Origin of the sequence: Robertmurraya kyonggiensis (assembly GCF_005116465.1) — a bacterium.
Classification (GTDB): Bacteria; Bacillota; Bacilli; order Bacillales; family Cytobacillaceae; genus Robertmurraya; species Robertmurraya kyonggiensis.
This window is the reverse complement of sequence record NZ_SWBM01000001.1, coordinates 1833921-1857277: the sequence shown is the minus strand read 5'-3', so window position 1 is coordinate 1857277 and position 23357 is coordinate 1833921. Positions and strand designations below refer to the sequence as shown.

Annotated in this window: 24 protein-coding genes; 23 read left to right on the top strand and 1 reads right to left on the bottom strand. The window is 38.6% G+C overall.

Features of this window, described 5'->3' with window-relative positions:
* The first annotated feature begins 19 nt into the window (after nt 1–19).
* From FA727_RS09310 to FA727_RS09255, 12 genes are all read left to right on the top strand, one after another.
* The gene (locus FA727_RS09310; protein ID WP_136830616.1) at nt 20–1126 is read left to right on the top strand and encodes a prephenate dehydrogenase; all 1107 of its coding nucleotides are present in this window, start codon (nt 20–22) and stop codon (nt 1124–1126) included.
* 13 nt (nt 1127–1139) lie between these two features.
* A complete protein-coding gene (gene aroA / locus FA727_RS09305) occupies nt 1140–2429 on the top strand; it encodes a 3-phosphoshikimate 1-carboxyvinyltransferase (RefSeq protein ID WP_136830615.1) in 1290 nt (429 codons plus the stop codon).
* 100 nt (nt 2430–2529) lie between these two features.
* On the top strand, nt 2530–3432 hold the full coding sequence (locus tag FA727_RS09300; RefSeq protein WP_136830614.1) for a hypothetical protein: 903 nt from the start codon (nt 2530–2532) through the stop codon (nt 3430–3432).
* A gap of 93 nt (nt 3433–3525) precedes the next feature.
* Nucleotides 3526–4791, top strand: coding sequence for a tetratricopeptide repeat protein (locus FA727_RS09295; protein ID WP_136830613.1), 1266 nt, complete (start codon nt 3526–3528; stop codon nt 4789–4791).
* Nucleotides 4792–4819: 28 nt separating this feature from the next.
* A complete protein-coding gene (locus FA727_RS09290) occupies nt 4820–5365 on the top strand; it encodes a ReoY family proteolytic degradation factor (protein ID WP_126409119.1) in 546 nt (181 codons plus the stop codon).
* 122 nt (nt 5366–5487) lie between these two features.
* Nucleotides 5488–5952: a YpiF family protein gene (locus tag FA727_RS09285; protein WP_136830612.1), complete on the top strand. Its 465-nt coding sequence runs from the start codon at nt 5488–5490 to the stop codon at nt 5950–5952.
* A 149-nt stretch (nt 5953–6101) separates the two neighbouring features.
* Complete coding sequence (locus FA727_RS09280; protein WP_136830611.1) at nt 6102–6608, top strand: Rieske (2Fe-2S) protein; 507 nt, start codon at nt 6102–6104, stop codon at nt 6606–6608.
* Nucleotides 6609–6611: 3 nt separating this feature from the next.
* A complete protein-coding gene (qcrB, locus tag FA727_RS09275) occupies nt 6612–7286 on the top strand; it encodes a menaquinol-cytochrome c reductase cytochrome b subunit (protein WP_136830610.1) in 675 nt (224 codons plus the stop codon).
* A gap of 53 nt (nt 7287–7339) precedes the next feature.
* On the top strand, nt 7340–8110 hold the full coding sequence (locus tag FA727_RS09270; RefSeq protein WP_136830609.1) for a menaquinol-cytochrome c reductase cytochrome b/c subunit: 771 nt from the start codon (nt 7340–7342) through the stop codon (nt 8108–8110).
* A 114-nt stretch (nt 8111–8224) separates the two neighbouring features.
* Nucleotides 8225–8818, top strand: a complete 594-nt coding sequence (gene lhaT / locus FA727_RS09265; protein ID WP_136830608.1) for a lipoprotein heptaprenylglyceryl N-acetyltransferase LhaT — start codon at nt 8225–8227, stop codon at nt 8816–8818.
* Nucleotides 8819–8922: 104 nt separating this feature from the next.
* On the top strand, nt 8923–9711 hold the full coding sequence (ypjB, locus tag FA727_RS09260) for a sporulation protein YpjB (RefSeq protein WP_136830607.1): 789 nt from the start codon (nt 8923–8925) through the stop codon (nt 9709–9711).
* A 110-nt stretch (nt 9712–9821) separates the two neighbouring features.
* Nucleotides 9822–10499 (top strand): zinc metallopeptidase, encoded by a 678-nt coding sequence (locus tag FA727_RS09255; protein ID WP_136830606.1) that lies wholly within the window; start codon nt 9822–9824, stop codon nt 10497–10499.
* A 76-nt stretch (nt 10500–10575) separates the two neighbouring features.
* Here FA727_RS09255 and FA727_RS09250 read toward each other — a convergent pair whose 3' ends face one another.
* Nucleotides 10576–11448 (bottom strand): YitT family protein, encoded by an 873-nt coding sequence (locus FA727_RS09250; protein WP_136830605.1) that lies wholly within the window; start codon nt 11446–11448, stop codon nt 10576–10578.
* Nucleotides 11449–11882: 434 nt separating this feature from the next.
* Here FA727_RS09250 and FA727_RS09245 point away from each other — a divergent pair, with 434 nt between their 5' ends.
* The 11 genes from FA727_RS09245 (at nt 11883) to dinG (ending at nt 23106) form a co-directional block, all read left to right on the top strand.
* Nucleotides 11883–12218, top strand: a complete 336-nt coding sequence (locus FA727_RS09245) for a nucleotide pyrophosphohydrolase (RefSeq protein ID WP_136830604.1) — start codon at nt 11883–11885, stop codon at nt 12216–12218.
* 5 nt (nt 12219–12223) lie between these two features.
* Nucleotides 12224–13024, top strand: coding sequence for a 4-hydroxy-tetrahydrodipicolinate reductase (gene dapB, locus FA727_RS09240; protein WP_136830603.1), 801 nt, complete (start codon nt 12224–12226; stop codon nt 13022–13024).
* A gap of 85 nt (nt 13025–13109) precedes the next feature.
* Complete coding sequence (gene mgsA, locus FA727_RS09235; protein WP_136830602.1) at nt 13110–13535, top strand: methylglyoxal synthase; 426 nt, start codon at nt 13110–13112, stop codon at nt 13533–13535.
* Nucleotides 13522–14238: a bacillithiol biosynthesis deacetylase BshB1 gene (gene bshB1 / locus FA727_RS09230; protein WP_136830601.1), complete on the top strand. Its 717-nt coding sequence runs from the start codon at nt 13522–13524 to the stop codon at nt 14236–14238. The genes mgsA and bshB1 overlap by 14 nt, the downstream gene beginning before the upstream one ends.
* Nucleotides 14235–15374: an N-acetyl-alpha-D-glucosaminyl L-malate synthase BshA gene (gene bshA / locus FA727_RS09225; protein ID WP_136830600.1), complete on the top strand. Its 1140-nt coding sequence runs from the start codon at nt 14235–14237 to the stop codon at nt 15372–15374. Before bshB1 ends, bshA begins: the two co-directional genes overlap by 4 nt.
* A 1-nt stretch (nt 15375) precedes the next feature.
* A complete protein-coding gene (locus FA727_RS09220) occupies nt 15376–16578 on the top strand; it encodes a CCA tRNA nucleotidyltransferase (RefSeq protein ID WP_136830599.1) in 1203 nt (400 codons plus the stop codon).
* Complete coding sequence (locus tag FA727_RS09215; RefSeq protein ID WP_136830598.1) at nt 16563–17543, top strand: biotin--[acetyl-CoA-carboxylase] ligase; 981 nt, start codon at nt 16563–16565, stop codon at nt 17541–17543. The genes FA727_RS09220 and FA727_RS09215 overlap by 16 nt, the downstream gene beginning before the upstream one ends.
* A 230-nt stretch (nt 17544–17773) precedes the next feature.
* Nucleotides 17774–18610 (top strand): 3-methyl-2-oxobutanoate hydroxymethyltransferase, encoded by an 837-nt coding sequence (gene panB / locus FA727_RS09210; protein WP_136830597.1) that lies wholly within the window; start codon nt 17774–17776, stop codon nt 18608–18610.
* Nucleotides 18607–19452, top strand: coding sequence for a pantoate--beta-alanine ligase (gene panC / locus FA727_RS09205; protein WP_136830596.1), 846 nt, complete (start codon nt 18607–18609; stop codon nt 19450–19452). Before panB ends, panC begins: the two co-directional genes overlap by 4 nt.
* A 30-nt stretch (nt 19453–19482) precedes the next feature.
* Nucleotides 19483–19866: an aspartate 1-decarboxylase gene (gene panD, locus FA727_RS09200; protein ID WP_136830595.1), complete on the top strand. Its 384-nt coding sequence runs from the start codon at nt 19483–19485 to the stop codon at nt 19864–19866.
* Nucleotides 19867–20301: 435 nt separating this feature from the next.
* Nucleotides 20302–23106: an ATP-dependent DNA helicase DinG gene (gene dinG / locus FA727_RS09195; RefSeq protein WP_136830594.1), complete on the top strand. Its 2805-nt coding sequence runs from the start codon at nt 20302–20304 to the stop codon at nt 23104–23106.
* Nucleotides 23107–23357 lie beyond the last annotated feature (251 nt).

Genomic DNA, 23357 nt, shown 5'->3' with positions numbered 1-23357 from the left:
AGTAAAAGCAGGTGATCTCTTGAACGGGCATGTTTTTGTGATTGGGCTAGGACTTATCGGGGGTTCACTGGCTCTTTGTATTAAAAAGGAGCATCCAGACGCAACGATTATGGGTTACGATGTGAGCGAAAAACAAAGTCAACTAGGAAAAATGCTAGGGGTCATTGATGAAATCATTGATGAAATTCCAAAAGGTGCTGCTAGAGCGGATTTGATATTAATTGCGACTCCTGTTAAGGAAGTTGAAAGAATCATTGAGTTACTTTGTGATGTACCTTTAAAGGATAATGTCATCATTTCTGATGCAGGGAGCACCAAATTAGAAATCGTAAAAAAAGCAGCTTGTCTAAAAGAAAAGGGAATTACCTTTATTGGTGGTCATCCGATGGCAGGTTCCCACAAAAGTGGGGTTACAGCTGCTAAATCAATTCTTTTTGAAAATGCCTTTTATTTATTAACTCCAGAAAAGGATACTAGAATTGAGGATGTTGAAAAACTCCAAGACTGGTTAATGGGAACAAAGGCAAGATTTTTACAAGTGATGCCAGAGGAGCATGATTACATAACAGGGGTGATTAGTCACTTTCCTCATGTTATTGCTGCTTCACTCGTTCATCAAGCGGAGAAAACGAGCTTGAAGCAAAATCTGATCACGCGACTTGCTGCTGGAGGTTTTCGAGATATTACGAGGATTGCTTCGAGTAGCCCAGAAATGTGGAGAGATATTTCTTTACATAATAAAGCCGTTCTAATTGAATTATTGCAAGAATGGCAGAATGAGATGGATAAGGTCACTCAAATGCTTCAAGAGGAACAAGAGGTAGAGATCTACGAATACTTTTTCCAAGCAAAACGATTTCGGGATGAAATGCCGATAAAAGAAAAGGGAGCGATCCCGGCTTTTTATGATTTATTTGTAGATATCCCTGACTATCCGGGGATCATTTCGGAAATTACAGGCTATTTGGCCAAAGAGAACATCAGTTTAACGAATATTCGCATTCGCGAGGCTCGTGAAGGTATATACGGAGTACTTGATATTAGCTTTCAAACGGAAGAAGACCGTGAAAAAGCGGAACAATGTATAAAATGTTATACGAACTATGAAACGTCAATGGGGTTGTAAAAGGGATGATGATATGAAAACCACACTATTATCGATTAAAAAAGATAAGTTGCAGGGACAAATAACGATTCCTGGAGATAAATCGATTTCCCACCGTTCGATTATGTTTGGAGCAATTGCTCAAGGGAAAACCACAGTTACGAATTTTTTAACTGGTGATGATTGTTTAAGTACGATTGCTTGTTTTCGAAAGCTAGGGGTTAAAATCGAATTAGATGAAGAAAAGGTAGTCGTTTATGGCCAGGGACTTGATGGACTTGTTGAACCGAGAGATATACTAGATGTCGGTAATTCAGGAACAACGATCCGTCTTATGCTTGGAATTCTAGCTGGCCGTCCGTTCTTTTCTACTTTGATTGGCGACGAATCGATTGGAAAAAGACCGATGACAAGGGTAACCAAACCGCTACGAAGCTTAGGGGCTGATATTGACGGAAGAAATGGTGGAGAATATACACCTATTTCCGTTAGAGGCGGAAACCTTGAAGGGATGGAATATGAATTGCCTGTTGCAAGTGCGCAGGTTAAATCTTCTATTTTACTTGCAGGTCTTCAGGCAAATGGAAAGACTAAAGTCATTGAACCATCAAAAACAAGAGATCATACTGAGCGAATGATTAAACATTTTGGTGGAGAAGTAGAAGTTGATGGGCTTTCGATTACAGTTCAAGGCGGCCAAGCTCTAAAAGGAGCTGATATCCACGTACCTGGGGACATTTCTTCAGCAGCTTTTTTCCTGGTTGCAGGTGCGATTGTTCCGAACAGTGAGATCACATTAAAAAATGTGGGGCTTAATCCGACAAGAACAGGAATTCTGGATGTTCTAGAGGAAATGGGTGCTGATTTTGAAATTGTGAATGAGAGAGACAGTTTCGAGCCAGTCGGGGATATAGTGATACGCACTTCTTCCCTAAAAGGAATCACGATCGGAGGAGACACAATCCCAAGACTGATCGATGAAATTCCTGTCATTGCCTTGCTTGCTACACAAGCAGAAGGAAGCACGGTGATAAAAGACGCGGAAGAGCTTAAGGTAAAAGAAACAAATCGTATCGATACGGTTGTGAATGAACTGAAAAAATTAGGAGCGAATATTGAAGCGACTGAAGATGGCATGATCATTCATGGGAAAACTTCATTAACTGGAGGAACGGTAAATAGTCATGGCGATCATCGGATTGGTATGATGCTTGCTATTGCTGCATTGATTTGTAATGAAGAAACAACTCTTGAGAATCAAGAGGCGATTTCTGTTTCATATCCAAACTTTTTTAGTCATTTAAAGAGTTTGCTTCATAATTAGAAAGAGCTGCAGGAGGTCTGCAGCTTTTTCTATTATGTTCCCTGCATATATTTTTTTCACAGAGCATAGCTTGTCATAAGACCGTTGAAGAGGTGGTTTTATGACATATATTATTGAAGACGCAAATGTATTAAGAGAGGACAAGGTAGAACAAATCTCCCTGTTAATTAAGGGTGAAAGATTTCATTCACTAAGATCTACGTTTAAAAGGTTTACACACATGAGGGTAAATGCAAATTCTTTTATCATGACTAAGCCTCACATACTTTTTAGTCCCCAAATCCCAGTAGATGCCTCATTTCCTACGATGAAGCAATTTTATATCGAGGAATTCCTTAACAAAGGGTGCACGATGTTCTTGACCTATGTGGAGGTTGAAAAAGAGAATTTGTTAAAGCCTGCACTCAATAAAATGAAGACAAGGTTATTGAATAGCCCAATTGACTATTGTATTGGGGTGAGAGTTCAACCGAAGCTCTTAACGCCAACTTTTTTAAGAAAATGTCGGCGTGAAAAAATTCCCGCTATTTTTGTAGAAGTTGAGGATGATGGGATGCTCGAGCGGTTACCATGGGGATGGCTAAGGGAGGCCATGTTTCCGTATAATAGTCCACTTATTCCAATTTTTAAGGCCGACAAAGCAAGAATGAAAAACCGAGCAAAATTAAGATGGACAAGCTTACTCTACGAAGAGAAGATTCCATTTATAGAAGATGAATTAGTTCCGAACGGCCCCATTTCTCACCTTCATTTATGTAAAATGGGCATTTATCCTCTTAAATCGGGTATACATCAAGGTGGCGAGGTGAGCTACAACTTTTACGCAAAAGAAGCTATTGAGAATAATATAATGGAAGCGGAGCTTTTTCAAAAATATAATGAGCGGTTAAAGGTAACCGTTCATAAGGGCACTGTAATTAGAGCAGGGCTAGATGTACTGTTTCGTCCAGGATTTGGAGAACATGTTATTATAAACACTCCGAATTTTTTTATAAATGAATAAGTGAAAACGTCAAACGGGTACAATTCGTGATTTTCCTTTATAATGATTACGACTAGCTACTATTAATTAAGGGATTTGGGAAAGGATTAATACATGGATAAGATTAATAAGATCATTGCTCTTTTAGAAAACGGTCAGCATGAAGAGGCGCTTGCTGGATACGAAAAAATCTTAAAGAATGGTACAAATGATGAACGATTACTACTTGGAGAAGAATTGTTCCATTATGGCTTTTTAGAGGAAGCGAAAAAACTTTTTGAAAGACTTCTCGAAGCTTATCCAGAGGAAGGAGAGATTCTTGTCAGCCTTGCAGAAATTCTGGTAGAGCAAGGGCAGGAGGATGAAGCTCTTCAAACCTTAAATAAAATCCATGAGGATGACCCAAGTTATCCTCAAAGCCTTCTTTTACAGGCAGATTTATATCAAATGGAAGGGTTATATGAAGTGAGTGAGCAGAAATTACTCCAAGCAAAGTCTACTCTTCCTGATGAATTTATTATCGATTTTGCCTTGGGTGAACTCTATATGGAACAAGGTAGATTTATTGAAGCGATAAGAGCTTACGACAAGGTCTTGCCATTCGAAGTTGAGATCGCTGGTGTAAATGTACATCAAAGATTAGGAGATGCTTATAGTGCAGGTGGTGCATTTGAAGAAGCATTGACTCATTATGATAAAGCATTAGAGGATAGCTTGGAGATTAATACATTATTCCATTATGCGCTTACCGCTTACCAAGCAGGTATGAACAAAACAGCGATCGAGAAGTTTAGAGAGTTGAAGGAATTAGATCCTGAATACCATTCCTTATACTTATACTTAGCCAAATCGTATGAGCGAGAAGAGGATTTGGAAAATAGCTTCCAAGCGATTCAGGAAGGGCTAAGATACGATGAATATAATAAGGATTTGTCTTTCTATGCTGGCAAAATTGCATTAAAACTAGGCAACGAAGAAGAAGCGGAAAATCAATTTAGACAGGCGCTTGTGCTAGATCCAGAATTCATTGAAGCGGCTCTAACATTAAATAAGCTTCTCTTACATCAAGAACGGTATGAAGACGTATTAGAAATTATTGAGTTATTTAATGAGAATGACATAGAAGAACCTCAACTTATATGGGATGAGGCCGTTGCGTTACAGCATTTGGAAAAATATTCTGAGGCATTAAACAAATATCAACTTGCATATAATTCTTTAAAGAATGATTTAGATTTTCTCACAGATTATGGATACTTTTTAATGGAAGAAGGAAAAAGAGAAGAGGCTATCGAAATATTTAGTATGCTTCTCAAAAAGGATCCGTCTAACGAAGAGTACGAAGAGACATTACAACGACTTTCAGAACAGCTGTACTAAAAAGTTGCACGCAGAGGAGGGAAAAGCGATGAAGACCCCTGTATCTGTCAACGAGAAAAAAGATTTTATTCGCTGGTTCCTTAATCATTACCAATTGAAAAGACGGGAATGCGTATGGATTTTAAACTATTTGATGAGCCACGATCAGCTGATGGAGAAAGTGCATTTCGTTGAACAAGCACAGTATTGTCCTCGTGGACTTGTCATGTCAACCCATTGTGTTGATGAGGTGCCATTTCGATTCTACAAAGAAAATGTAATGACAACCGATGCTGAAAAATCATTTCATGACATTCGTTTGAATAGAGATGAGGAGATTTATATACAACTTAATTTTCACGCATCGAATAAAGCTCATCAATACGCTGCTGTACTAGAAGAGAATCCATTCATGCCAAAGAGTCTTCAAATTAGTGAAAAGGACCGGCTCATTGCAGAGAAATTTCTTTCATCAAGTCTGAAAAATTTCCAGAGAGAGAAATTGCTTCGCCTAATTGATGAGGCGTTAGACAATCAAGACAAAGCCACTTTTGAGAAATTAGCGAAGGAATTGAGTCAACTTCAAAAAGATTAAATACTTTTCAAAGCTTGCTAAATGCAGGCTTTTTATTTTGGCCATTCTATTCAAATTTCGTTTGGAAAGGGTGTATTCCTAGTGATATGATTAAATAGAATTTTATTAGGTGGAGTGATGTTATGAAGTGGGTCGCGAACGATATTGATATGTATTTAGGAGCGAAGGAATATGTGGATACAATAGTCCTTCCTTTATTTCCGATTTCATTTGGAGATGATATAAAACAAACTACCTCGATGACTGAATTTATTTCTCTATTATCGATACAGCTTGAACGCCAATTTAAAGGGCGAATACTTATGCTGCCAGGCTATACATATATAAAAAACAATCCAGATAATGTTTTAATCGATGATATAAAACGTTGGGAAGCTGAATTTCAAAACCAAAGCTTTAATCATGTATTCTATTTGACGTCTGATAGTGATTGGAGAACGAGAGAGGAAAGCTTTGAAGGTTCACTCATTTGGCTACCGTCTTTACCGCTTGAAAGCATGGACGAAAAGTACCGGAATTCAATTTTAGAGGACCAAGTTCAACAATTAATTCATCTATTCGTGAAAAAGTGGCAAAATAATGACTAATTGAGATTTTAGTCACACAGTTGGTAACCTTTAGTAATTTATTATATTGACCTTAGGTATAGATTGATATATCATGGTTATGTCCTAGTTTTATATTGTGTTGAATTATGTCCGTTGGACTACGATTTCATAATAGAGGGGGGAAAGGTATGAGCAAACAGCGTGTAACAAGACGTCAATTCCTAAACTATACACTTACTGGTGTAGGTGGATTTATGGCTGCAGGAATGCTAATGCCAATGGTCCGTTTTGCAGTTGACCCTGTTTTACAGCACAATGCGGCTGGAGATTATGTTGTGACTGATAAGAAAATATCTGAGATCACAGCTGAACCAGTACGCGTAGACTTTACGTTTGAACAAAAAGATGCTTGGTATACTTCGGAAGTAACGAATACGGCGTGGGTATACAAGGATGAAAATGGTGAAGTAATTGCATTATCTCCTATCTGTAAACATTTAGGTTGTACAGTTGACTGGAATAAAGATAAGGCAAATCCAGAACATTTCTATTGTCCATGTCATGGTGGTCTTTATACGAAGGATGGTACAAACGTACCAGGTACACCACCAGCGGCACCACTTGATGTATATCCATTCAAAGAAGTGGATGGTTACTTAGCATTAGGTAAAGCAGAACCGCGAAAGGAGGCGTAATCATTGTTAAACAAAATTTATGATTGGGTAGATGAGCGTTTAGACATTACGCCTTTGTGGCGCGACATTGCTGACCATGAGGTACCTGAACACGTAAACCCTGCGCATCATTTTTCAGCATTTGTTTACTGTTTCGGTGGTCTTACGTTCTTTGTAACTGTTATTCAAATTTTATCCGGTATGTTCTTAACGATGTATTATGTTCCGGATATCAAAAATGCATGGGAATCTATTTATTATTTACAAAATGAAGTTGCTTTCGGACAAATTGTTCGTGGTATGCACCACTGGGGTGCGAGTTTAGTTATCGTTATGATGTTCTTACATACTTTACGTGTTTTCTTTCAAGGGGCATATAAGAAACCACGTGAACTTAACTGGATTGTTGGGGTTTTAATTTTCTTTGTCATGCTTGCACTTGGATTGACAGGATATTTATTACCGTGGGATATGAAAGCGTTATTCGCGACTAAAGTTACGATAACGATTATTGAATCAGTACCGTTTATCGGTGAATATTTGAAAATCCTCCTTGCTGGTCATTCAGACATTATAGGTGCTCAAACAATCACTCGATTCTTTGCGATTCATGTATTCTTCTTACCGGCTGCATTGTTTGCATTGATGGCTGCCCACTTCATGATGATTCGTAAACAGGGTATTTCAGGTCCATTGTAAAATCAAACTCAAACTCAAGATTTGTGAATTCTTAAAAGGAGGGGAATTGCCCAATGCATCGTGGAAAAGGTATGAAGTTTGTTGGGGACTCACGTGTCCCAGCTTCAGGACGTAAACCAAATATTCCGAAAGACTATTCGGAATACCCTGGTAAAACAGAAGCTTTTTGGCCGAACTTTCTTTTAAAGGAATGGCTAATAGGAGCTGTTTTTCTTGTCGGCTTTTTATGTTTAACTGCTGCTCATCCATCTCCGCTTGAAAAAATTGCGGATCCAAGTGATACAGCTTATATTCCATTACCTGACTGGTATTTCTTATTCTTATATCAATTATTGAAATATTCTTATGCATCAGGTCCATATAATATCATTGGGGCTCTTGTAATTCCTGGACTTGCGTTTGGTGCTTTATTATTAGCTCCATTTATTGATAGAGGACCAGAGCGCCGTCCATCCAAGCGTCCATTAGCAACAGGCTTTATGCTTCTTGCATTAGCAGCTATAACGTTTTTAACTTGGGAGTCAGTTGCCCATCACGACTGGGAAGCTGCAAAAGAACAAGGTAAAATTGTTGCTGAAGCAGCAATTGATAAGGAATCTGATGGTTATAAAATATTTGAAACAAATGGCTGTACGAGCTGTCACGGTGGAGATCTCCAAGGTGGCGCTGGTTCACCGGCTCTTGTGGATAATGGATTAACACCAGAAGAAATCTCTGAGATTGCTAAGAACGGTAGAGGTGCAATGCCTGCTGGTATGTTCAAAGGCACAGATGAAGAGCTAAAAGTATTAGCTGATTTCATTTCAAGCATTAAGAGTGAATAAAGATAAAAGCTGACGAGCGATCGTCGGCTTTTTTTATACCGGTTAAATATTGAATTTTATAATATGTGTTAATATTAGAGAAGTTGCGTGTATGACAATAAAGAGGTGATGATATTGAAATGGATCTACTCAATTTTAGGTAATCGCTCGGTACTATTTATGCTACTAATCGTCAATTTCTTAGGGACTGCCTATGGCTATTACTGGTATAAATATCAGTTAGTGGAGACACCACCCAAATTTTTAGCATTTGTTCCGGATAGTCCAACAGCGAGTCTGTTTTTCTTATTTGTATTAGTTGCATTTTTCTTGGGGCGGAATTGGCCCTTATTTGAAGCGCTTGCGATGGTGACCCTAGTGAAATATGGGATATGGGCCGTCGTCATGAATCTATTAGTATTTATCGTCTCAGGTGAAGTAGATGGCGTAGGATTGATGTTGATGATTTCTCATGGAGCAATGGCAGTACAAGGTATACTCTATTCGCCGTTTTATCGATTTAAACTTTGGCATTTAGTGGTCACTGCGATTTGGACCTTACATAATGATGTGATTGATTACGTATTTTTAATGCTTCCGAGATATCATATGCTCGATGCTTATATCCCTCAAATAGGGTACTTTACTTTTTGGCTAAGTATGGCATCCATTGGAGTGGCTTATTATTTTGTTTTGCGGAAAAATCGATTTGAACTTTCGATAAAATAATCTCACTACAATTTGCCTATTAACAATTATGACAAGCTCATCTTTTTGGTCTAACCTTGTCCACCTTTTCATACGATTTAATAGTAATATGAGGGGGGACAAGAATGAAATTCAAAGTAGCACTATTTATAATCATCATTCTAATTCTAGCACCAGTAACGATTCATGCTAATCATCATATTTCCTCAATAGAGAAGCTTGATCAAATATCTGATGAAGCATTGCGAATGGTTAAATCCTCGCGTTACGAGGATGCAAAGAAGCTATTAGAGTATTTTTCGAATGAGTTTTTCACTTACACGATGGAAAATGACGTTTTCTCCATAGATGAAAAGCGTATCGTCACTATTGCTCAAAATGAGGCCATTGAAGCAATGGGAGATGGGACCATGAACCATGATGAACGGATAAACAGGGTGACGAAGTTTCGACTTGCAATTGATGCCATTACATCCTCGAATCAACCTCTTTGGACTCAAATGGAGGGTCCAATGATGACGGTGATTGGTGGGGTGAAAGAAGCTGCCTACCAAGGCGAAAAAGAACAATTTCATGCCCATCTAAATTCGTTTCTTTCTCTCTATGAAGTGATTTATCCAAGTATAAAAATTGACGCTCCTATCCATAGGGTTCAAAACATTGATGCCCGTATTCATTTTATTGATGAATATCGTGCTCAGATTCTGACTGATGAAAAAAGTAGACAGGAAATAGAAGTGTTGGAATCGGACTTGAAATCACTTTTTGATGATATGTCTGAGGATGAGGCGGATCCGTCACTTTGGTGGGTAATTATTACAACTGGAAGTATTATTATTGTTACATTATCCTATGTGGGCTGGAGAAAGTATAAAGGTGAAAAAGAACGGGAAAGAGCAAAGAAGAGAATGTAGGCTGTCCCATGCGAAAAATGATTAAACCTACAAATACTCTTTAATTGACTCCTTTAATAACTATCCTTAGAATAAAAATAACAACATGTAAATGGAGGAATGAAAGATATATGGGATTTATCATCTATTTTGCTCTGATTATAATCATACCAATATGGGCTCAGCTTAAAGTGAAAAGTGCATATGCAAAATATTCACGAGTAGCTTCGTCTTCACATATGAGAGGTGCTGAAGTAGCAAAAAGAATTCTTGACAGTAACGGTTTATATAACGTAGATGTTGTTGAAACAAGAGGACGTTTAACAGACCATTATGATCCTCGTTCAAAGACAGTACGCCTTTCATCTGAAAACTATCATGGACATTCTGTAGCTGCAGCAGCAATCGCAGCCCATGAGGTTGGCCATGCAATTCAAGACCAGCAGGATTATGCTGCATTGCGTGTCCGCCATGCTTTAGTGCCTGTTGCTAATATTGGTTCTAATTTTTCGTGGGTACTGATAATGATAGGGATTTTTGCACAATTATCTGGACTGTTATTACTAGGTATTATTTTCATGGCAGCCGCAGTTGTATTTCAGCTTGTTACACTTCCGGTGGAATTCAATGCTTCCAATCGTGCTATGGATCAAGTAGTTTCTCTTGGAATCATCCGCAATGAGGAAGAAAGAGAAACGAAGAAGGTGCTGAATGCAGCAGCCTTAACATACGTGGCGGCAGCAGCGGTAGCCGTATTAGAATTAGTTCGGTTAGTTTTAATTTATACAGGAATGCAAAGAGACGATTAAAAAGACAGCCATTGGCCATTGGCCATCGGCTGTCTTTTTATATGTCGCTATTTTAGCAATAATTGTGAAAAGAGCCTTATCTTTCTATCGGCTTTTTATTTTCGTCTAATGTAAATCCTTCGCCTAGCACGTCATGCACCACACTTACGGATACAAACGCGTGTGGATCAACGGAAGTGACAAGGTTTTTTAAACGAACAATTTCATTTCTTCCAACTACACAGTAGAGGACGTCTTTTTCTTGCTTCGTAAATGAGCCGTGTCCCTTTAACGCTGTAACTCCTCGATCCATTTCTTTCATAATTTTTTCTGAGATTTGATCATTCATATCAGAAATAATCATCGCCCCTCTAGCAGCATAAGCTCCTTCTTGCATAAAATCGATCACCCTTGCTGCCACAAACACAGCAACAATTGTGTACATCGCTTCACGATAATCTAGATACAGAATAAGTGATAGGGTGATAACGACTGCATCAAACATAAACATTGCTTTCCCCATGCTATATCCTAGATATTTCTGAGCTAACTTCGCGATGATATCGACGCCACCAGTTGTACCACCAGCACGGAAAATAATACCCAATCCAATCCCGATAAAGACACCTGCAAAAAGAGCAGCTAGTGCCAAATCATCTTTAAGAGGAATGCTAAATTGATAGCGTTGGAATATCCATAGAAAAACAGAAACGCTAATAGTACCAATAAGCGTTAACAAAAATACATTTCTCCCAAGCAGTTTCCACCCGATAATAAAGACGGGAATATTCAGGATTAGGTTGGTGTATGATGGATCTAGGCTAAAGAGGAAATAAAGGAGCAGTGTGATCCCAGTAAATCCACCCTCAGCAAGATTGTTTTGCATATTAAAATGAACAATTCCAAACGAAAATATAGCTGAGCCAAGCAAGATTAATAAAATATTCTTTATCTTAAGTCCGAAGAGCATTGATGATGGTCCTCTCTTTCTATTCCTTTACTCTCTAAAACGCTTTAATTATAAGGGAAGTAAATTACGATGGCAAGAAATGGCTAGAGAAATAATATTTGTAATAACGCTATTTTTTATCTAGAATTACTATATTGGACTTAATTTAGTGAAAATGAATCATTAAGGTATGCGTTCGTAAGAAGAATAATTGCATATTCGTTTTCAGTTCTATTTGGTTATAAGTTGAGTGTTTGCTCTAGAATTATTATATTAGGTTTTTTATAGTGAAAAACGAATCAGTAAGACAACTTATTAAAACTAGGCTCCTGTTGTGGATTCGTTTTTCGAATCTATTTGGGTATGAGTTGAGCGTTTGCTCTAGAATTATTATATTGGACTTAATCTAGTGAAAACGAATCATTTTAATAGGCTTTTTAAGAGAGGTGCTACTCATGGAAAAGGACAAGACAGTTAAAGAGCTTCAATCAGAGGTACATGCATATATTAGTCAATTTAAAGAAGGTTACTTCAGTCCACTTGCCATGATGGCAAGATTGACGGAGGAATTAGGTGAATTGGCTCGGGAAGTAAACCATTATTATGGAGAAAAGCCGAAAAAAGCAACCGAGGATGAAAAAACGATTGAAGAAGAGTTGGGAGACGTACTATTTGTTATCACTTGTTTGGCCAATTCATTAGATATTGATTTGGAAGAAGCGCATAATCGAGTTATGAACAAATTTAACACGAGAGATAAAGATCGTTGGACAAGGATTGAAGAGGAGTGAATGAAATGACACAGGTAAAAGTTATAATTGCAGGACCAAGAGGAAGAATGGGAAAAGAAGCAGTACAGCTAGTGCAGAGTACGGAAAACTATGAACTTGTAGCAGCAATCGATTATAAGCATGATGGTAAAGAGTTACACGACATAGAAGGATTTGAAAAGTTACATATTCCCGTTTTTGGAGAAATTGAAAAATGTCTAGCAGAGATTGAGGCGGATGTTTTAATCGATTTAACGACTCCGGAAATGGGCATGCACCATACAAAAACAGCAATGCTTCACGGTGTTCGTCCAGTAGTAGGTACAACAGGCTTTACGCAAGAGAATTTACAAGAACTAGAGCAGCTTTGTCAGGAAAAAGGAATTGGTTGTATTATTGCTCCAAATTTTGCGATTGGAGCTGTTTTAATGATGAAATTTGCTCAGTTAGCGGGCAAATATTTTAATGATGTAGAAATCATTGAGCTGCATCATGACCAAAAGCTTGATGCTCCTTCAGGTACAGCAGTGAAAACAGCACAAATGATCGCTGAAGTAAGAGTACATAAAAAGCAGGGACATCCGAATGAAAAAGAAACAATTGCAGGTGCTAGAGGAGCCGATTTCGATGGCATGCATATTCATTCTGTGCGTCTCCCTGGACTTATCGCCCATCAACAAGTAATGTTTGGTTCAGAAGGTCAAACATTAACGATTCGCCACGATTCATATAATCGCGCTTCATTTATGTCCGGTGTGAAGCTAGCAGTTGATACGGTAATGAACATTGATTCGTTTGTATATGGACTTGAAAATATTATTGACTAAGACTCTTTAACTATCTCTAAATGCTAATGTTGTACTCAGATTTTTTAAATTAGATAAAATCCGAAGTTGAATTGAGGGGATACCGATGAAAATCGCATTAATCGCTCACGACGAGAAAAAGGACGACATGGTTCGTTTTGCAACAGCTTATAAGGAAATACTTAAAGAGCATGAGTTATATGGTACAGGCACAACCGGAACGAGAATTATGGAAGCTACGAAGTTAAACGTGCACAGATTTCAATCTGGCCCACTTGGTGGTGACCAAGAAATTGGTGCGATGATTGCAAAAAATCAAATGGATATCGTGCTATTCTTCCGAGATCCTTTAACTGCACAGCCGCATGAGCCAGATGTTTCAGCATTAATTCGCTTATGTGATGTCTACTTAGTTCCACTAGCAACAAACATGGGGACTGCAGAGGTCATCATAAAAGGGTTGGAACGTGGGGATTTAGCATGGCGAGAAGTCATTGAAAAACGTAATGGAGAACAAAATGGAAACGAATGAATTAGATATATTAGCATTTGGAGCCCATGCCGATGATGTGGAAATTGGCATGGGGGGAACAATTGCAAAATACGCAAGTAAAGGGAAAAAAATAGGGATATGCGACTTGACTAGAGCAGAGCTCTCTTCTAATGGGACTGTGGACATAAGGGCTAAAGAAGCTCAAAATGCTGCTGAAATCATTGGAGTTCAAGTCCGTGAAAACTTACACCTCCCAGATCGTGGGTTATACATAACGGAAGCTTCGATTAAACAAGTTGTGGCGGTTATTCGGAAATATCGTCCCAAGATTATTTTTACGCCTTATTCTGTCGACCGACACCCTGACCATGGAAGCTGTACGAAAATCGTAGAAGAAGCGTTTTTTTCAGCGGGAATTCGAAAATTTGAAGCGGATGGAAAATTTCCTGCGTATCGTCCAAGTCAAATCTTTTACTATATGATTAACGGATTTCATCAGCCAGACTTTGTCGTGGATATCTCAGAATTTATGGATGAAAAAATTGCTTCTTTAAATGCCTATGAAAGTCAGTTTAAAAAAACAGATAATAGTTTTGATACACCATTGGTGAATGGATATATAGATTCTGTTGAGGCAAGAGAGAAGCTTTTTGGAAAAGAAGTTGGCGTCAAATACGCAGAAGGATTTAAGGTGAAAGCACCGATTATTCTTAATAAGGATTTATTAGGAGAAGAAGAATGACGAAAAAATTAAGAATAGGCATTACTTGCTATCCAACTGTTGGCGGATCTGGCGTTGTTGCGACTGAGCTTGGTAAATTGTTAGCCGAAAAAGGGCATGAGATTCACTTTATTTCATCAGGTCTGCCGTTTCGATTAAGAAAAATGTATCATAATATTTACTATCATCAGGTTGAAGTAAATCAGTATTCGGTCTTTCAATACCCTCCCTATGACATTGCATTAGCTAGTAAAATGGCTGAGGTTATTCAGCGAGAGAATCTCGATTTATTGCATGTTCACTATGCCATTCCTCATGCTGTATGTGCGATTTTGGCGAAGCAAATGAGTGGACGGGATGTAAAAATCGTTACAACCCTTCATGGGACAGATATTACCGTTTTAGGATATGACCTAACATTAACGGATGCGATTCGGTTTGGAATTGAAAAGTCGGATACGGTCACGGCTGTATCCCATTCTCTCATTAATCAAACCTATGAATTGATCAACCCTGATAAAACAATTGTCCCAGTATACAATTTTATCGATGAAAGAGTATACAAACGTCAAGAATCGGCCCATTTGAAAGAGGAGTTTGGGATTAAGCCAAATGAGAAGGTCTTGATTCATGTTAGTAATTTTCGTGCAGTTAAAAGGGTTCCTGATGTCGTGAAGGCCTTTAACCAAGTGGCTCAGAAAATTGACGCAAAGCTCTTATTAATTGGAGATGGCCCTGAAATAACGGTAGTTTCAAAGCTTGTAGACAAGCTCAATTTACGTGACAAAGTGCTTTTTTTAGGGAAGCAGGATAATCTTGAGGAACTGTATTCTATTAGTGATCTCATGCTTCTTCTATCTGAAAAAGAGAGCTTTGGCTTAGTAGCGTTAGAAGCGATGGCCTGTGGTGTGCCATGTATCGGAACGAATATCGGTGGGTTGCCTGAAGTTATTATCGATGGCGTAAATGGGTATATTTGTGAATTAGGGAACGTAGACGAAATCTCAAGGAAGGCATTAGATATCTTAACAGATGCTAAGCTTCATAATCATTTTTCAGAACAGTCTCTAAGAGTTGTAAACGAGAAATTCAGAGCGGAAATCATCGTTGAACAATATGAAGCTCTCTATTATGATCTATTTAAAAAAGGTGAATAACATGAAAGAACCTTTCGTAAAGGCATTACCTATTTTAGAAGAAATTGAGAAGGCTGGTTTTGAGGCTTATTTTGTTGGTGGCTCTGTTAGAGATCTTCTTTTAAATCGAGACATTGACGATGTTGATATTGCCACATCTGCCACACCTGACGAAATTAAAGGGATTTTTTCTAAAACCGTAGACGTAGGAATTGATCATGGGACCGTTGTTGTACTCTATCAAGGAGAGGCATACGAAATTACAACATTCAGAAGTGAATCGGAGTACACTGATTTTAGACGGCCGAATGATGTGACATTTATCCGTTCTTTAAAGGAAGACTTAAGGCGTAGAGATTTCACCATGAATGCGATTGCGATGAATAAAGACGGAGAGATTATTGATCCATTCGATGGACGTGAAGCCCTTCAAAATAAGGTAATCCAAACAGTCGGAGATGCTAGTGAAAGATTTCATGAAGACGCATTAAGGATGATGAGAGCGGTTCGTTTTGTAAGTCAGTTGTCATTTTCGATTGATAATAATACTTTTCTAGCATTAAAAGAACATGGGAAGTTATTAAGCTTGATCGCTGTAGAAAGAATCACGACTGAATTTGAAAAGCTTCTTATGGGACAAGATTATCAACAAGCCATTAGGTTATTGATAGAAACGGAAATTTATCAGTTTTTGCCTGGCCTAAGTCGTCACCAAGAAGAATTATATGCTTTTCAACAGATTCACCTTGAGCGAGGTTTTTCGATTGAAGAGCATTGGATAATGTTACTCCATCATCTTAAGCTTCCTTCGGCTGAGGTTGAATCTTTTATGAGAGGCTGGAAGCAGCCTGTTAAAAAAATTCGGAGCGTGCAAAAGGGTCTTTCATGTCTATATAAAAGAATGACTCATGATTGGGTAATTGAAGAACTATATCGAGCTCAAATTGAGCTTGCTGTAAGTACGCAAAAGCTCTTCAATGTGCTAATGAAAAAAGATCTTGCTCATGGATTAAAGCAATTAGAGGAACAATGGGAAGCTTTGCCGATAAAAGAGCGAAGTGAGTTAGCTATAACAGGACAGGATTTAATGGATTGGTATGAGCAAAAGGGTGGACCATGGATTGAAGAGAGCTTAAGAAAAATCGAAATTGCAGTGATTAAAAGAGAGATTCGAAACGGAAAAGAATCGATAAGGAAGTGGCTGTTTGAATGCAATCAACCTTAAGAAAAAAATTGCTTGATGCTTTTACTGAGCATGAGGGTGAATATTTATCAGGTCAATATTTAGCTGACTTGATTGGCTGTTCACGGACGGCAGTGTGGAAGCATATCGAGGACTTGCGTCATGAAGGTTTTGAATTAGAAGCGATTCGACGAAAAGGTTATCGAATTGTAAAGGCTCCCGACCTTGTCACTGCTAATGAAATTCGGTTAGGTTTAAAAACGTCGATCATCGGTCAAGAAATCCACTACCATGAAACAGTAGACTCAACTCAAAAAATAGCCCATCGTCTTGGATTTGAAAATGTTCCTGAGGGTACCGTTGTTGTAGCTGATGAGCAAGTCGGTGGAAGGGGAAGAATGAATCGTCCATGGCACTCTGCGAAGGGGACAGGGGTATGGATGAGTATTATTTTACGTCCGAGTATTCCTCTTCCGAAAGCTCCACAATTGACGCTACTAACGGCTGTAGCTGTTGTGCAAGCCATTGGAGATTGTACGGAGTTAGAACCGCATATTAAATGGCCAAATGATATTTTAATCAATGGAAAGAAAGTAACCGGAATTTTAACGGAATTGCAAGCTGAAGCAGATCAAATTCATTCGGTGATTATTGGCATTGGAATTAATGTCAATCAACAAAAGAGCGACTATCCTCCAGAACTTCAATCGATTGCTACATCCCTTGCGATTGAAAAGGGAGAGTTCGTGAACCGAGCGGAGCTAATTCAGGCTGTATTTACTCGTCTGGAAAAACTATATGCTCTTTATTTGGAAAAAGGTTTTCTACCCATTAAGCTCTTATGGGAAAGCTATGCGATTAGTATCGGCAAAAAGATTACAGCACGGACTCTTTCTGGTAATCTAACAGGAAAAGCGCTAGGAATAACGGATGATGGCGTGCTAATGCTCGAAGATGATCAGGGTACGATCCATCAAATTTATTCAGCTGATATTGAAATAGGATAGGAAAAGTTTTTAAGATTTGTTATAATCTTTTGTGCGGGCAGTATCATTTTTGAACTGCACCTGGAATCACAGTTTTTTTGAAATGAATAGTAGTCTGCCTAGATCCAAATGGACCGGGACAGAGGGATGAAACAATTATATGATGATGCAAAGGGATCCTTCTGTAGTTTTTTAGAAGATCCCTTTTTTATTTTGTTTATCTCCTCTTCCAACTAAAAGGAGGAATTGAAATGAAAAGCACGTCAAATTTTTTAAAAATGAAGAATGAAGGCGAGAAGATTGTTATGCTTACCGCATATGACTATCCTTCCGCAAAGTTAGCAGAACAAGTCGATGTAGATATCATTCTTGTCGGAGATTCATTAGGAATGGTTGTACTAGGCTATGATTCCACCGTTCCTGTTACGATGGAGGACATGATCCATCACGGGAAAGCCGTTAGAAGAGGAGCGAAGAACACGAGTATTGTCGTTGATATGCCGTTTATGAGCTACCATTTGTCAATCAAGGATACTCTTCTTAATGGGGCGAGAATTATGCAAGAAACAGGTGCCAATGCTGTAAAAGTGGAAGGTGCCGATGAAGTGATAGAGCACATAAAAGCGTTAACGAGAGCGGGAATTCCTGTTGTTGCCCATCTAGGACTTACTCCACAATCTGTAGGTGTCCTTGGAGGCTATAAAGTGCAAGGAAAGGATGCTATGGCAGCTAGAAAGCTTATGGAAGACGCGAAGAAGTGTGAAGAAGCCGGTGCTTTTATGCTTGTCCTCGAATGTGTACCGAAGCAGCTAGCTCGAGAGATTTCTCAGGCTTTAAAAATTCCTACTATTGGGATAGGAGCTGGCGTAGAAACTGACGGTCAGGTTCTTGTTTACCATGATGTGTTGATGTATGGAGTAGACCGACTAGCGAAGTTTGTGAAGCCATTTGCGAATATGAATGTGGAAGTGCAAAAGGGACTAGCTGAATATGTCTCTGAAGTGAAAAAAGCGCAGTTTCCTACTGATGCCTATAGTTTCACAATGAAGGAAGAAGAACTACTTGGACTTTATGGGGGAAAATCATGAAGGTCATTACTTCAATAAAAGAGATGCAAGCTCTTGTAAAAGAGATAAAAACAGATAAATCAATTGGATTTGTTCCGACCATGGGCTATCTCCATGAAGGCCATATTCAATTAATGAAAGAAGCACGCCTAGTCAATGACGTTGTAATTGTGAGTATATTTGTAAACCCGCTTCAATTTGGTCCAAATGAAGACTATGATTCCTATCCTCGTGATTTTGAGCGGGATCAAAATATCTGCTCTTCAGAAGGAGTAGATATCATTTTTCATCCATCAGCTGTGGAAATGTATCCAAGTCTATTGTCGGTAAAAGCATTAGTGCAAAGAAGGACAAACGTCCTGTGCGGCGAATCAAGACCGGGGCACTTTGATGGGGTGGTAACCGTTTTAACAAAGCTATTCAACATCGTTCAACCAGAAAGAGTCTATCTTGGGATGAAGGATGCCCAACAAGTCGCTGTTGTCGAAGGATTAATTTCAGACTTCAATTTTCCAATTGACTTAATTCCAGTTGGTACTGTTCGAGAAGAAGATGGCCTAGCGAAGAGCTCAAGAAATATCCGTTTGGCTCCAGAAGAACGAGAAGAGGCACCTGAATTATATCGGAGCTTACTTTTAGCAAAGGAATTACTTGAAGCTGGGGAACGAAGCAAAGAGGCAATCATCGCTGCAATGAAAAAACATATCGAAGAGAAGACAACAGGCATAATCGATTACGTGGAGATTTATTCTTTTCCAGAATTAGAAGAATACGAAAAGCTAGAGGGCAAAATAATCATTGCCTTAGCAGTGAAATTTGCCAATGCACGTCTTATTGATAATCTTGTTCTTACTGTGGAATAAACAGAGCTAGTTAGAGGGGGGAAGTACTTCATGTTTCGCACTATGATGAATGGAAAAATCCACCGTGCTCGTGTCACGGAGGCGAATTTAAATTACGTCGGTAGCATTACGATTGATACAGATATATTAGATGCAGTTGGTATGGTGGCTAATGAGAAGGTTCAAATTGTTAACAATAACAATGGGGCAAGATTTGAAACTTATATAATCCCTGGTAAAAGAGGAAGCGGAGTTATTTGTGTGAATGGTGCTGCAGCCAGATTAGTTCAAGAGGGAGATGTTGTGATAATTATTTCTTATGCCATCGTCCCAGAAGAAAAAATCGCCACACACAAACCAAAAGTCGCAATCATGGACCAAGACAACAACATCGTAGAAATGCTCCACGCCGAACCAGAGAGTACAATTTTATAAAAATCCATAAGTAAATCACGCACCTACTCGGAAAAGTTCGAGTAGGTGTTTTTGTTGATTTTCCATGTAGGTATGTCGATTCATTAGTCGGAGAATCTCCGGTTATTTTATATAGTGAAGGCTTAAGGTACAGATATAAGAGGAGAAATTCCGTCTAAATGCTCAAAATAGGACAAAATTTAACGATTTGGAGCAAATAGACGGAAATACTACCTGTATATTGAGGAAAATCGGGGGATTTCCAAAGAAAGACGGAAATTTTCCGCTTATTTTCAGTCATCTGGAAAGATATGTTGGGATATACCTGCATACACTTATTCTTTATAGATTCTGATTCGTTTTGTACGTTTATCCGTGTTTATGATAAAGTGTTGTTAGAAATATATAGAAGAACTCCTTCAAAGCAATTTGATGGACGCTTGAGGTGCATAAGAAGTGAGTAACAGATTTGTTGTTGTAGATTTAGAAACGACCGGGAACGCTCCGAAAAAAGGCGATAAGCTTATCCAATTCGCTGCAGTCGTAGTAGAGGATGGCGAAATCGTCGAGCAATTTTCCTCGTTAGTCAATCCGGGGAGAGAAATTCCCCTTTTTATAGAAGAATTAACAGGGTTAACTGACGAAATGGTTCGTGATGCACCGGCCTTTGAAGAAATCGCTCCAAAGGTACTGACCTTGCTAGACGATGCTTATTTCGTCGCCCATAATGTGTTATTTGATTTATCCTTTCTTCAAGAAGAATTAGTGAACGCTGGCTACGAAGGATTTCTAGGTCCAGTATTAGATACAGTTGAGATGTCTCGATTCTTATTTCCAACTTACGATAGCTACAAACTAAATGAGTTAGCTATTAGAGAGGGGCTCAATCATGAACGTCCTCATCAGGCAGATAGCGATGCTTACGTTACGGCTGAACTTTTAATTATCTTGCTTAAGCGCTTATGGAATTTGCCGCAAGTAACGCTTGAACAACTACATAAGCTATCAGGGGGGCTAAAAAGTGACGTTGCACTTCTCCTAGACGACATGTTATTAGAAAAGGAACGGACAATTGAAGAATTGCCTCACTCGTTGGAAAGGCATCGGGGTATTGTTTTGAAAGGCTTTGAAAATAAAAAGGAACAAACGACCCCGTCTTCGATTCCATATCCTCACCAAGACGAAGAGAAGGAAGCGATGCTTCTAAAAGCTTTTCATGAGTATGAGAAAAGAAGCGGTCAATTTAAAATGATGGATTCAGTTTTTCGTTCCTTTTCGGATCAAAAACACGCCTTAATAGAAGCTGGTACAGGGGTTGGTAAATCAATTGGGTATTTACTGCCGGCTGCTTTTTTTGGAAATGAAAGAAAAGAGCCGATTGTGATAAGTACGCATACGACACAGCTTCAAGAACAACTGTTGAACAAGGATATTCCTTATTTAGAAAAAATGCTTCCGTTCGAAATTAGTATAGTTCTTTTAAAAGGGAGAAGCCATTATATTAGCTTAGCGAAGTTCGAACAGACATTAAAGGAAGAGGATGACAATTACGATACATGCTTGACCAAAATGCAGGTTCTCACTTGGTTGTTAGAAACAGAAACTGGTGACCGGGATGAAATAAACCTTTCCAGTGGTGGTTTGATATATTGGAACAAAATTAAAAATGATGATGCAGCTTATTTTCAACATAAATCATGGATGAACTATGATTTCTATTTACGTGCTCGAAAAGCAGCACAAAATGCAGACTTCATTATTACGAATCACTCCTTTTTGCTAACTGATTTAGTATCTGAGCAGTCGATCCTTCCTCGTTACGACTATTGTGTATTAGATGAGGGGCATCATTTTGAAAAAGCAGCTGGAAAGTATTTCGGTTCATCATTAGATTATCTGGATATTCGAATTCTTTTGAGCCAGTTTGGTTTATACGAGCAAAAACAATATCATTACCAATTTGAACAGCTTATAAAGGAAAAAGCTTCGGCACTAAAGTTGGAAAGTAGGCATTCCTTTGAGGTCAATCAACTCCTCGGTGAAATCACTTATGAAATGGATGAATTTTTTCGGACTGTAGCACTCCTTGCGACAAAAAAAGTGAAAAATTCCAGCGCGATGAGCCGTATTACCTATCGTCTAAAAGAGGAAGAGAAATCTAAGGAATGGTCAGCACTTAAAGCATGTGGGGAACGTTTTTACTTTCTTATCAAGGATTTAGTGGACTATCTAAACGAGAGGTTGAGTGCTTTTACAAAGATAGACATTGTTCTATCTAATGAACAAAAGCTTCTATTGCAGGAAGTATCCGCTTTTCGAAATGATCTAGAAGGACTAAGGGAAAACCTTAAGAAACTTATTCTAAAACCTTCGGAAGAAAATGTTGCTTGGATTGATGTGGACGTACGTGCTCCACAAAATTCAACAACGATCTATGCACAGCCGATTACGATAGCCGAACAATTGAAGGGGGAGTTCTTTAATAAAAAGAAAAGTGTTGTGATTACTTCGGCTACACTATCAGTCAAAAATTCCTTCGATTACATGTTGAGGGAGCTGGGGCTGAATGAGGAAAATTGTAATCTGGAGCAAATTGAATCGCCGTTCCACTATAAAGAACAAGTACAGCTTGTGATTCCGAATGACTTACCAGAGATCAATTCTGTATCGGTCGACGAATATGTTGCGGCAATTACTGAACATATTATTTCAATTGCAGAAGCGACGAAGGGGAGAATGCTCATTCTCTTTACTTCCTATGACATGTTAAGACGGACCTATCATTTGATGAAGGAGAGCGGCTTGCTTGAAGACTATGTACTAATGGGTCAAGGAATTACAGGTGGTAGTCGAACACGACTTACAAGAAATTTTCAGCGTTTCGATAAAGCGATTCTCCTTGGAACGAGTAGTTTTTGGGAGGGTATTGATATCCCAGGTGAGGATTTGTCATGCTTAATCATTGTCAGATTGCCATTTTCTCCACCGTATGAGCCATTAACAGAGGCGAAATGTAATTTAATTCAGAAGAATGGCGGTAATCCTTTTTCTGAATACTCATTGCCTGAAGCCATCATTCGTTTTAAGCAGGGATTTGGTCGTTTGATTCGTTCTACTCAGGACCGTGGGTTTGTCGTTGTTTTTGATAAGCGTCTCTATACAACTTCGTATGGAAAAGCTTTTTTACAGTCAATCCCTGAAGTTCCTGTGAACAAGCTTGATATTAATGAGACACTTGATTTGATTGAAAAGTGGATGTAAAAAGTGCCGCGCTAAATACACGCGCGGCAAAAGTGTGTGTGTGGACTAAAAGTTATTTTATTTTTGGAAATGGGTAATGATTTTTCACTGGAAACTGTTATAATGTTTCTAAGAAAAAGGCTTTGATATCAGCCGTTACTTGAGAATAGTTTTACCTGTAAATCAGCAACTATGAATTACAAATATTGTTGTAAAAGGTGAACGGAAAGACGAACGGTTTATTTCAAAGGAATTTTTACGATATACAGTAC

Excerpts from the sequence above, each read along its gene's own strand:
- aroA (WP_136830615.1), top strand. The coding sequence starts at position 1,140 with ATGAAAACCACACTATTATCGATTAAAAAAGATAAGTTGCAGGGACAA.
- FA727_RS09300 (WP_136830614.1), top strand. The coding sequence starts at position 2,530 with ATGACATATATTATTGAAGACGCAAATGTATTAAGAGAGGACAAGGTA.
- FA727_RS09295 (WP_136830613.1), top strand. The coding sequence starts at position 3,526 with ATGGATAAGATTAATAAGATCATTGCTCTTTTAGAAAACGGTCAGCAT.
- FA727_RS09290 (WP_126409119.1), top strand. The coding sequence starts at position 4,820 with ATGAAGACCCCTGTATCTGTCAACGAGAAAAAAGATTTTATTCGCTGG.
- FA727_RS09285 (WP_136830612.1), top strand. The coding sequence starts at position 5,488 with ATGAAGTGGGTCGCGAACGATATTGATATGTATTTAGGAGCGAAGGAA.
- FA727_RS09280 (WP_136830611.1), top strand. The coding sequence starts at position 6,102 with ATGAGCAAACAGCGTGTAACAAGACGTCAATTCCTAAACTATACACTT.
- FA727_RS09270 (WP_136830609.1), top strand. The coding sequence starts at position 7,340 with ATGCATCGTGGAAAAGGTATGAAGTTTGTTGGGGACTCACGTGTCCCA.
- ypjB (WP_136830607.1), top strand. The coding sequence starts at position 8,923 with ATGAAATTCAAAGTAGCACTATTTATAATCATCATTCTAATTCTAGCA.
- FA727_RS09255 (WP_136830606.1), top strand. The coding sequence starts at position 9,822 with ATGGGATTTATCATCTATTTTGCTCTGATTATAATCATACCAATATGG.
- FA727_RS09250 (WP_136830605.1), bottom strand. The coding sequence starts at position 11,448 with ATGCTCTTCGGACTTAAGATAAAGAATATTTTATTAATCTTGCTTGGC.
- FA727_RS09245 (WP_136830604.1), top strand. The coding sequence starts at position 11,883 with ATGGAAAAGGACAAGACAGTTAAAGAGCTTCAATCAGAGGTACATGCA.
- dapB (WP_136830603.1), top strand. The coding sequence starts at position 12,224 with ATGACACAGGTAAAAGTTATAATTGCAGGACCAAGAGGAAGAATGGGA.
- mgsA (WP_136830602.1), top strand. The coding sequence starts at position 13,110 with ATGAAAATCGCATTAATCGCTCACGACGAGAAAAAGGACGACATGGTT.
- bshB1 (WP_136830601.1), top strand. The coding sequence starts at position 13,522 with ATGGAAACGAATGAATTAGATATATTAGCATTTGGAGCCCATGCCGAT.
- bshA (WP_136830600.1), top strand. The coding sequence starts at position 14,235 with ATGACGAAAAAATTAAGAATAGGCATTACTTGCTATCCAACTGTTGGC.
- FA727_RS09220 (WP_136830599.1), top strand. The coding sequence starts at position 15,376 with ATGAAAGAACCTTTCGTAAAGGCATTACCTATTTTAGAAGAAATTGAG.
- FA727_RS09215 (WP_136830598.1), top strand. The coding sequence starts at position 16,563 with ATGCAATCAACCTTAAGAAAAAAATTGCTTGATGCTTTTACTGAGCAT.
- panB (WP_136830597.1), top strand. The coding sequence starts at position 17,774 with ATGAAAAGCACGTCAAATTTTTTAAAAATGAAGAATGAAGGCGAGAAG.
- panC (WP_136830596.1), top strand. The coding sequence starts at position 18,607 with ATGAAGGTCATTACTTCAATAAAAGAGATGCAAGCTCTTGTAAAAGAG.
- panD (WP_136830595.1), top strand. The coding sequence starts at position 19,483 with ATGTTTCGCACTATGATGAATGGAAAAATCCACCGTGCTCGTGTCACG.